Here is a 9,109-nt window from a genome sequence, read left to right as displayed (position 1 = left end):
GGTTTGGTCGCTTAAGAAAAATACCATATGGTTTTCTTATATTCAAATATTCTTATTTTATACGATGAATAAAAGCGATATTCATTCTTTTGATAAAGATCTACCCACATTTAGTACAGAAGAGCCAAATAATGTTGGATTAAACAGCATTTTATAAGTATAGAGAAACGAGTTACTTATATGTTGATGAATACTATTTCTGATTTTCTAATCCCTTCTATTGAAAAAAAACTTTGCGCTTATCAAAAAGATCGCATTTCTCAAATGATCCGTGATTATCTGGAAATCAATCAACAGATGGATCACTTTCATTTCGAATACTGTCCTAAATGTGGTCAACATCATCCCGTGCTCGTAAAAGCGGGTAAAACCAAGGCTGGTAAACAGATGTTGAAATGTAATTCCTGTAAAAAACGCTTTGTATGTGATCATGGTCAGTTGACTTACTATTCTCATCAACCGCAGTCGAAATGGAACGATCTTATCATAGAAACGCAGAATGGAAATTCGCTGCTTCATACAGCTGCTAAAATTGATGTACATGAATCCACTGCTTTTCGTATGCGTCACAAATATCTTCATTTCATTGAAGATATGGAGTGTCCCATATGTACTACATCATGAAATCGAAATGGATGAAACGTATGTGACACATTGCCGTAAAGGCCGTTTTATCAAAGATCATCCCGGCAAGAAGCGGGGGACCTGTACTTCCAGGGCCGGTTTGTCCGATGAGAAAGTGTGCATATTCACTGCAGTTCAACGTCTGGGAAAATGTATTGCACGGTCATTCAATGTAGCGAAACCTTCTATAAAAAATGTAGAAGACTTTTGTCAATCCGTTGCCAATAAAAGCTACGTCTGGACAGATGGACTGCAAAGTTATACGAAAGTCCTCTGTGAAAAGAAATGCACCAACAAAGTTTTGAATACCTACAGTAAATACAATGCAGTCAATCATCTGAACAATGTCAATTCATTCCATTCAATGATCAAGGAGCAGTATCGGTTTTACCGGGGAGTGTCCAGCAAATACATCAACCGATATAATGCTCTGTTTACATTACAGAAGGAATATCAGGGAATGGACTCACAAGAATTCCTGTTACTGATTATGAAAAGATTGAGAGGACAAGCTAGTTACTTTTTTATTCGTCAAATACGAAAAGAAGATCTTTTTAAATTTGTGATTACTTAAAAGGCTATGTCAGCAAATTGGAGGTTCATCGAAACTATAATGGATATTAATTTAGTAGATTTATATTTCTAAACTTAAAAGTTATTCATTTTCATAAACACCCTTTTGTAATATTTTACCTTCTTTAACCATTATTTTTCCATTAGCAATAACTGTATCTAATGTTAAATCTGTATTTAATATCAATAAATCAGCATCACTTCCCTGTTGGATACAACCTTTATTTGGATATAATCCAAGAGCTTTAGCAACATTTAAAGTTGCCAAAGAAATTGCTTCTGTTAATGACATAAAACCATTCATAACTTCAAATTGAATCTGCTTCAAAACAGTATCAACATCAGATATTCCAATCTTTTGAAGAGCACCATTTATGTTATAGATAGACCAACTCCCCTGTCCATCTGAACTAATTGTTATTTTTTCCATAGGTACTCCTTCTTGCTTTGCTTTCTTTAAAGAAATGGATAAAATTTCTTGTTTTATATTATTTTGTCCACAAGTAAAATCAATGGTTCCTCCTTTTTTAGCAAATAAAAAAGCCTCATTTTGTAATTTTGGATTTCTTCCGACATGTGTAGGATGAAATAGTGTAATAGGTAATGAAGTTTTTGATAAAATCTCCCCAACCAACTGTAATGCATTATCTTCATCACCCATATGCAAATGTATACAAGCATTTTTACCACTGATTAGCCCGGCCATTCGGACATCGCTAGCTAAACGAATTAATTCATTTAATGTCACATGTGAGGAACGATGATCACTTAAAGCTAGCTTTACTCCAAGGATTTCATTGATAAATATTATATCTTTTTTGATAGACCCTGTAAGTGTGATACTTGGTATTCCATAAGATCCACTACAAATATAAGATGAGATACCTTCTTCTTTTAATCCTTTTGCTTTGGCTAGTAATTGTGCAATTGTTTTTGTTACACCATCTGTACCCAGTACACCAACTACTGTCGTTACACCTCCTTTCAGCAAAGCCGAAAGTTGAACAGGTGGAGCAAAAGAAGAGAAACCGCCTTCTCCTCCTCCACCAATAATATGCACATGACGATCAATAATACCTGGTATTAAATATTTTTGCTTAGCATCTATTATATATGATTCTGATTCTATCCATTTATTTGATATCTGATCACCAATAGATAAAATTTTACCAGCTCCAATCAGTAGATTTTTAGTTCCAATAAATCTTGGATCATAGATATTTGCATTTTTTATTAATAACATGATATTCCCCTCCCTTCATATAATATGACGCACAATCGATAATTTTTATTATTGATTACAGTCTATTTACTCTTAAAGATAAAAGACAGAAAACAGGGAACTCCCTGTCTCCTGTCTTTTATATATGATAAATGGAAATATCAGTAGGCATATTTCCACATATAACGACGCTTACTCAGAGGATGATTACGTAAATCTGCAAGCAGAGGATTAAAAACACCTAACATAGCTGTGTAAAATAATGCATCAAAGTATTCAGAAACATCACCTAATTTCTCAAATCCATAATCCATTGCATCAATTACAGTCAGGTGATGGTTAAAATTATTTAGGAAATTAATCGCACGATCATCCAATTTTCTAGTTTTTCCAGTTGACTTTAATAACAAGAAGGCTGTGTTTTCATCTGTGATTTCAAATGGTCCATGGAAAAATTCTCCCGTGTGAATAACTGCAGAATTGATCCATTGCATTTCCATGAAAATACAAATAGACTGTTGTTGTGCTGAACTCCAGGCACATCCGCTACCCATTGTATAAATCATAGTATCGTTTTGATATTCTTGCGCAAAACGAATTGCTTTAGGCATAATAGCTTTCTTAGCATCTGGTATTAATGTATTCAACAATGTCATCGCCTGTCTCATTTTTTCGTAATTTTTATCACCTTCTACTGTATTAACCAGCTCATAAGCTATCTTTAAAGCATAAGCTGCTTTTGTTTCTTCAAATAAAGCGTCATCTCCTACCTCATAATGAATAATATAGTCAACGACTTCTTCGAGAGCAGTATCTTTCAAATAAGCTAGACCTATTGTTGTAGCACCGAGTTGTTTTGCCTTTCTAGCTGCTTCAACCGTCTCGGCTGTATTTCCTTTTCTAGAAGCAACTACCACTAAAGCATGATTGTCAACAGAAATAGGAGTATCATGCACGAATTCATTAGCAGTAGTATATGTCGCAGATAGCTTATCAGACACTCTTGTAACATAATAATATGGAGCATAGAAGCAAGCAAGAGAACCTCCACATCCCGAAAAACTAATACTATGAATTTCTTTTTTTGAACAAATTTCATTAATTAACTGTTTTACATCTACCATTTTAAAATCCTCCTTTTTTTATATTTTTATACAGCTAATATTCCAAAGTAACTTAGAATCACACCAATTACAAAGCAAGCTAACATGATTAATAAGGCATTTACCTTTTTTTTCGCAACAACAAACATTAATCCTGTTAATAGTAGAGGAATCATTTTGGGCAAAACCGTATCTAAAACACTCTGTAATTGGAATGTTTCGCCCATAGCAATTGGCGTTGTTACATTGACTAGACAAGCCACCATACCACCAACAACCATCAATCCAGCAATAGAACATCCATACATTATTCGTTCCATTAAATCTGATTTCATAATTTGTTGAAGTAATTCTTTACCTTTCAGATATCCGAGTTTCCCTGCATACCATGTTATTGGGATAGAAGTGCCTAATGATATTACCATTGCGATAATAGGTCCTAACACGGAACCTTGTTGTGCAAATGAGACTCCAATGCTCATTGCTATTGTTCGAATTGTTCCTTGAAAAAACGAATCTCCGATTCCAGCTAAAGGGCCCATCAAAGCAATTTTTACATCATTAATCATTTTAGGATTAAAAGTATCTGGATGTTCTTTATACTCTTCTTCCATTGCAGCTGCTAATCCTAGTTGAAAAGGCATAAATTGAGGAGTGGTATTATAGAATACCAAATGACGATGATAGGCTTCTTTCTTTTTTTCTAAATCTTCTGGGTTTGGATATAGACGATCAATTGTTTTAGACATTCCATACATAAATGCCGTGTTTGCTTGACGTTCATTGTTCCAGTTACACATACTAAACCAACCACCCCAGAAAAATTCTACAAGTTTTTTATGTAGAGGGTATTCTCTTTGAAGTTTTAGTCCATCTTTCATACCTAACCTCCTAATTATCTAAATCTTCTAAAGCATCAACCGCAGAAACTGTAGATGTTTGTTTTTTATCTTGGTATCGAAGCATATACAATAACACTGCGGTTAAAATAGAAATCATTGCCATTGCTGTTAAATCTAATCCTGAATAAGCAGCAATTGCAAAGCCAATGAAAAAGAAAATTGCATTTTTCTTATTTATCATAGTAGTAAGTAATAAGGCAAATCCATAAAATGAGATTAAATTAGCTCCTAGTGTAATACCAGTATTAATCCAGTCTGGAATATAAGTTACAACCATATTAACAAAGCTCTCACCATAATATAAAGCGATGAAACATGGTATAAATGCTGGTAATAGAGCATACTGTAATGGTCCCCAAAGATAATTTACACGTTTAGCTGCTTCAAATTTACCTTCATCCACGTCTTTATCACACATATGAGCTAATTGAACACGTATAATATGTCCAAGATTCCATAATAAATTTCGAATGATAGTAACAGGAACTGCAATCGTTAAAGCGGTCTCCACGGTTGCGCCAGTTTGTATAACAAGAGCACACCCAATAATTGCTCCTAAATTCATATTTGCGCCAGAAACTGCTCCAACAGCAATCATACCAAGTGTAATCATCTCCATCTGCGCTCCAACTAGTAATCCTGTACTTAGATCACCTAGAAAAAGTCCCACTAATGTACAAGTAATAAGTGGTCTTTCTAAATTCGTACGTCCTAAGATTCGAGAATCTAATTGGGAAGCCACTGCAATTAAACTTATGATAAAACATTGAAATAAACTCATATACCTCCTCCTTTTTTTCTCCAAGTTAAAGTTTCAATTCTTCCAATTTCGATGTAGGCAACTGCTGCATAATAATGCGACATCCTGTTTTTTGAATTTTTTCTAAATCTTGTATTTCTTTTTTATTTAAATAAACTGCATTTGTATACTGTATACTATCTTCTTTTTTAGGTATACCTCCTAAATTCAATTCTTTATAAACAGGGTGTTCACAAATATACTGACTCGCATCTGTAGTATTTCCAAAAACAATCATAATATCATCGTTTAAAGAATCAATCTTCTCTGCTAATTCTAAAGCTTTGTTTACGGAAAATACATTTAACTTAGTTCCAGATGGTTTTGCCATGGACAACGCCATTTTTTGAAATTCATCTGCCGCTGCTTTATTATCAATAATAATAATTCTTGATACTGAATAATAATGTGCCCATGAAAATGCCACCTGTCCATGTAACAATCGATGGTCTATCCTCAAACCTCGTATCATTTCAACACCTCCCTTCTTTAGATGAGCAATTTCGAAATAAAATTTACCGATAAAGCTCTAAATATCATCAACTGACCATTTTGAACTATCATGCAAAAGATGATTGCAAAAAATTTGTCTAAACTCTCCTTTCTCTATTTTTTCAAAAAGTTTTTCTGCATCTTCATGACTCAGAAAATGATCAATTAACATAGCTAAGTTTATATTGGTAAATAAATGAAAAGAATGTTTTTCTAATTGTTTAACAAAAGCGTTATTTACACTTCCTCCCATAATATCTGTAAAAACATATATATCGAAGTTCTTTATATCCGGCTCTGAAAAAATCTTTTCTACAGACTTTTCAATATCAAACTCTGGGGTTACAAAACAGTTCAAAGTTTGAAGATTAGGAATTTCTCCAACAATTAAATTTAAAGAACTTTTGAACCCTTCCGCTAACCATCCATGACACGCGATAATTGTTCTTTTTTCCACATTCATTCCTCCTCTTTATCATCATTGAAGAATTTATAAATATAATGAATTTCTTCAATTGTGATTGTTATACTATAAACTTTTGATATTTGTGAAAAACTTATATTAGTCAAATTTATAAACTCTTCATGTTCTTTTTTGAAACGTTCTATATGTTCACCACTATCTAATATTGCGTCTTTAGATACTAGTCGTTCAATCATGCAACAAATATGTATATATAATGCTACCAAAGCTTTATTTGATAATCTTTTCCCTAATTTTCCTTGAAGGATATCAATCGCCATTATTACATTATCCAATAACTTTTTCGGATTCAGGATGGATAAATATTGAATCACATTTGTTAATGTAAAATTGTTTCGCAAATTGTTCTGCAATATATTCATTTGATCCTTAGTTAAATAACTCTTTAAATAATTACATATCATGTCCCAATGTTCTCCATTAATTAAATCTTCCAATGGTAAAAATGGAGCGTTCTGTAAATTTGGATTTACTGTTCCTGTGATAAATAGAATATTGTATATATCAATAAATTGGTTGTAAAATGAATCATCCGTTAATTCCATCAAATCTAGAAAAATAAAGTGCACAGGAATTTGTTCTGGTAAACTTTCTATAAATAATTGCATCATGCGTTCAGATGTCTTTTTTCCTGTCTCACTAACAAAAAGAATTGCATCCTCAGAATCTTTGGTAAAGATTTTCGCATCAACTTGAATACTCTTTGATATGTTATTAACAATATCTTCCAAAGGCTTTCCTTCTTTTATTTGATACCCTATATGTAGAGCCATTCGAGTTGTCACATTATTAATTAAGCCTATTGTATGGCGTGTTTCATCAATTAAACCCTTCCCCAAAAGTTCTAATGAGCCCATATCAACTAGAATAATAATCTGAGCATTATTTTGAATTCGGTCAATGGTATTAGCTAGTACGTTTTTAAAATCCTCAACAGTCGCTTCTAAAGGCATATCAATGCTATCAAATACATATGCCTGTATCATTGTATTTACTAAATCAGCCATAGAACTTGCTGTAGACCTTCCATGACAAATCAATAATCCAAAAATATTACAATGTGTAAAACTTTTGTTATATCTTTGAAAAACCAATATCAATAAAATACGAAATATTATATTTGTTTTAATTTCGAGATTATGTAATATTAGTGAAGATATTTCATCTGTTATAGTGCACTCCTGGAGATAGTTTAAAGATAAATCCTGGAGCATCTTTTTTAACGTAGTTTCTCTTTCTTTACAGCATCTGTCTATTTCATCTAAATTGTCCTGTATGAAATATAGTAGCTTAGCTGATTCAAAAACAAAGTTTCCAGGGATGTTAACATAGCGTCGGCTAACTACCACTTGTACGATATCTGCAACCACAGTTTCTATGCCACGTAAATGTGTGTTATCAAAGGTGTTATTATATTGAAACAACATATCTATAAGCTCTTTATATTTTGAATAGTAATTAAGAGCAAGATAATCAATGCCACCATTTTTATACATATCAATAAATGCATCGACAGCATGAATGAAAAATTCAAACTCTTTACTGCCTTTGTATGTAGAAATATCGATGTAGTAAACGACATCTTTTAAAATTTTTATGTTTTCAAAATCCTGCTGATCTAAATCATATGCATGTATTTTTATGCTTTTTCCATTTGATTTCAATAAAGATCGAGCACATATTAAACGAATGTGATTTTGTAAGCCAATAATATTGTCTTTGTAAACAGCTTGTGAAAGAGCATTTAATACAACATTAGATAACTTTATTTTTTTACCAAGATTCTCTTCTTCATTTCTAAATAGACGAATGACTAATTCTTCTCTCTCCCTTTTTGATCTTTCTTGTAATTCAGGTACATTTACAATAAATGGAAAAAGACTGAGTAATTCACTAAGTAAATATTCTCTTAAATCTTTTTCGGATAAAAGAATAAATAAATCTGGAAGTCTACGACTATTTTTCATGTATTTTAACAAGATATTTTGTGTTGTTTTCGAAATATTTTCTGCATGTTCTATTATTGTAATATAAGGTTTTCTTTCATTTGATTGTTCTAATTCTAAAATGAACTTTCCTACCCTTTGATCTTGTACTGCATCAAATTGAGTCATTTTTTTTGAAACAGGAGAAATAAAACGAATACTTTGTAGTAATACCTTTAAGATCGTCTTTTTTCCTACACCTCTCGCTCCTTGAATAATAAAAGGTAAACCGTTGGGTGGATAATTCAGCATTTCCATTGATTTTTCAATGATTGGTCTAAGAGAACCATTCCATCCAATCAATTGTTTTAGGAAAAAATGATCATTAGTATGGTTCAATATATATTTCCAAAATTCATCAGTATCATAAAATTCTGAATCTTGAATCATGATTCCATAATAAGATTCAATTGCTTTCTTATGGAAAAAATATACTGGCCTAGTATTTACCTTAAAACATATTCCTTCCTTCTCAAGTTCATTTAAATATTGACTTGCTAAAGGTCTAGAAATAGATAATTCTTCTGCAATTTGATTAGCTGATAAATGTTCTAAAGCATCAATTCCATATAAATTACATTGATTTTCAATATATTGTTCTATTCCTTTTTTTGTGCTTGTTACCATTTTGTTCTCCTTGATTATCATTATAAATATTTTTGTCTCCTTCTACTTGTGTGTCGATTTTTTCATCACAATCAAAAGAATTTAATCATTATTCTTTCTTGTTCAACAGAATCATGTTTATTTTCAACACCATATCCACTTTTTATCCATCAGATTTAGTTCTGATGGTTTTTTTAGAAGCATCTGCACTAAGTGTGGGTAGAAATCATCTAAGCTCATAAGATAGTTTGATTTCATAGTATAACCGGGAACATACGATCATGATCATATCGATAAGATTCTGTATATTCCTGAATCC

Annotated in this window: 9 protein-coding genes; 2 read left to right on the top strand and 7 right to left on the bottom strand. The window is 32.1% G+C overall.

Features of this window, described 5'->3' with window-relative positions:
- Positions 1-180: 180 nt before the first annotated feature.
- The gene (locus NE665_RS22795; protein WP_187426262.1) at positions 181-624 is read left to right on the top strand and encodes an IS1 family transposase; all 444 of its coding nucleotides are present in this window, start codon (positions 181-183) and stop codon (positions 622-624) included.
- Between the two features lie 7 nt (positions 625-631).
- Entirely contained in the window at positions 632-1,198 is a 567-nt protein-coding gene (locus NE665_RS22790; RefSeq protein ID WP_187426263.1) for an IS1595 family transposase, read from the top strand.
- An 81-nt stretch (positions 1,199-1,279) separates the two neighbouring features.
- On the opposite strand, the gene iadA is transcribed toward NE665_RS22790, so the two are convergent.
- The 7 genes from iadA to NE665_RS22755 form a co-directional block, all read right to left on the bottom strand.
- Positions 1,280-2,440 (bottom strand): beta-aspartyl-peptidase, encoded by a 1,161-nt coding sequence (gene iadA, locus NE665_RS22785; RefSeq protein ID WP_187426264.1) that lies wholly within the window; start codon positions 2,438-2,440, stop codon positions 1,280-1,282.
- A gap of 140 nt (positions 2,441-2,580) precedes the next feature.
- Positions 2,581-3,543 carry an SIS domain-containing protein gene (locus tag NE665_RS22780; protein WP_187426265.1) on the bottom strand — a complete coding sequence of 321 codons (963 nt, stop codon included), beginning with the start codon at positions 3,541-3,543 and terminating at the stop codon, positions 2,581-2,583.
- A 26-nt stretch (positions 3,544-3,569) separates the two neighbouring features.
- Positions 3,570-4,403 (bottom strand): PTS system mannose/fructose/sorbose family transporter subunit IID, encoded by an 834-nt coding sequence (locus NE665_RS22775; RefSeq protein ID WP_178760218.1) that lies wholly within the window; start codon positions 4,401-4,403, stop codon positions 3,570-3,572.
- Between the two features lie 10 nt (positions 4,404-4,413).
- Positions 4,414-5,205 carry a PTS sugar transporter subunit IIC gene (locus NE665_RS22770; RefSeq protein ID WP_178760219.1) on the bottom strand — a complete coding sequence of 264 codons (792 nt, stop codon included), beginning with the start codon at positions 5,203-5,205 and terminating at the stop codon, positions 4,414-4,416.
- Positions 5,206-5,230: 25 nt separating this feature from the next.
- Positions 5,231-5,695 carry a PTS sugar transporter subunit IIB gene (locus tag NE665_RS22765; protein WP_178760220.1) on the bottom strand — a complete coding sequence of 155 codons (465 nt, stop codon included), beginning with the start codon at positions 5,693-5,695 and terminating at the stop codon, positions 5,231-5,233.
- A 57-nt stretch (positions 5,696-5,752) separates the two neighbouring features.
- Positions 5,753-6,172, bottom strand: a complete 420-nt coding sequence (locus NE665_RS22760) for a hypothetical protein (RefSeq protein ID WP_178760221.1) — start codon at positions 6,170-6,172, stop codon at positions 5,753-5,755.
- A gap of 2 nt (positions 6,173-6,174) precedes the next feature.
- The gene (locus NE665_RS22755; RefSeq protein WP_178760222.1) at positions 6,175-8,811 is read right to left on the bottom strand and encodes a PRD domain-containing protein; all 2,637 of its coding nucleotides are present in this window, start codon (positions 8,809-8,811) and stop codon (positions 6,175-6,177) included.
- Between the last annotated feature and the right edge of the window lie 298 nt (positions 8,812-9,109).

This window comes from Clostridium sp. DFI.1.208 (assembly GCF_024463855.1).
Classification (GTDB): domain Bacteria; phylum Bacillota_I; class Bacilli_A; order Erysipelotrichales; family Erysipelotrichaceae; genus Clostridium_AQ.
Note: the sequence above shows the minus strand (reverse complement) of the source record. Positions and strands in the feature narration are given on the sequence as shown.

Excerpts from the sequence above, each read along its gene's own strand:
- NE665_RS22775 (WP_178760218.1), bottom strand. The coding sequence starts at position 4,403 with ATGAAAGATGGACTAAAACTTCAAAGAGAATACCCTCTACATAAAAAA.
- iadA (WP_187426264.1), bottom strand. The coding sequence starts at position 2,440 with ATGTTATTAATAAAAAATGCAAATATCTATGATCCAAGATTTATTGGA.
- NE665_RS22770 (WP_178760219.1), bottom strand. The coding sequence starts at position 5,205 with ATGAGTTTATTTCAATGTTTTATCATAAGTTTAATTGCAGTGGCTTCC.
- NE665_RS22755 (WP_178760222.1), bottom strand. The coding sequence starts at position 8,811 with ATGGTAACAAGCACAAAAAAAGGAATAGAACAATATATTGAAAATCAA.
- NE665_RS22795 (WP_187426262.1), top strand. The coding sequence starts at position 181 with ATGTTGATGAATACTATTTCTGATTTTCTAATCCCTTCTATTGAAAAA.
- NE665_RS22765 (WP_178760220.1), bottom strand. The coding sequence starts at position 5,695 with ATGATACGAGGTTTGAGGATAGACCATCGATTGTTACATGGACAGGTG.
- NE665_RS22790 (WP_187426263.1), top strand. The coding sequence starts at position 632 with ATGGATGAAACGTATGTGACACATTGCCGTAAAGGCCGTTTTATCAAA.
- NE665_RS22780 (WP_187426265.1), bottom strand. The coding sequence starts at position 3,543 with ATGGTAGATGTAAAACAGTTAATTAATGAAATTTGTTCAAAAAAAGAA.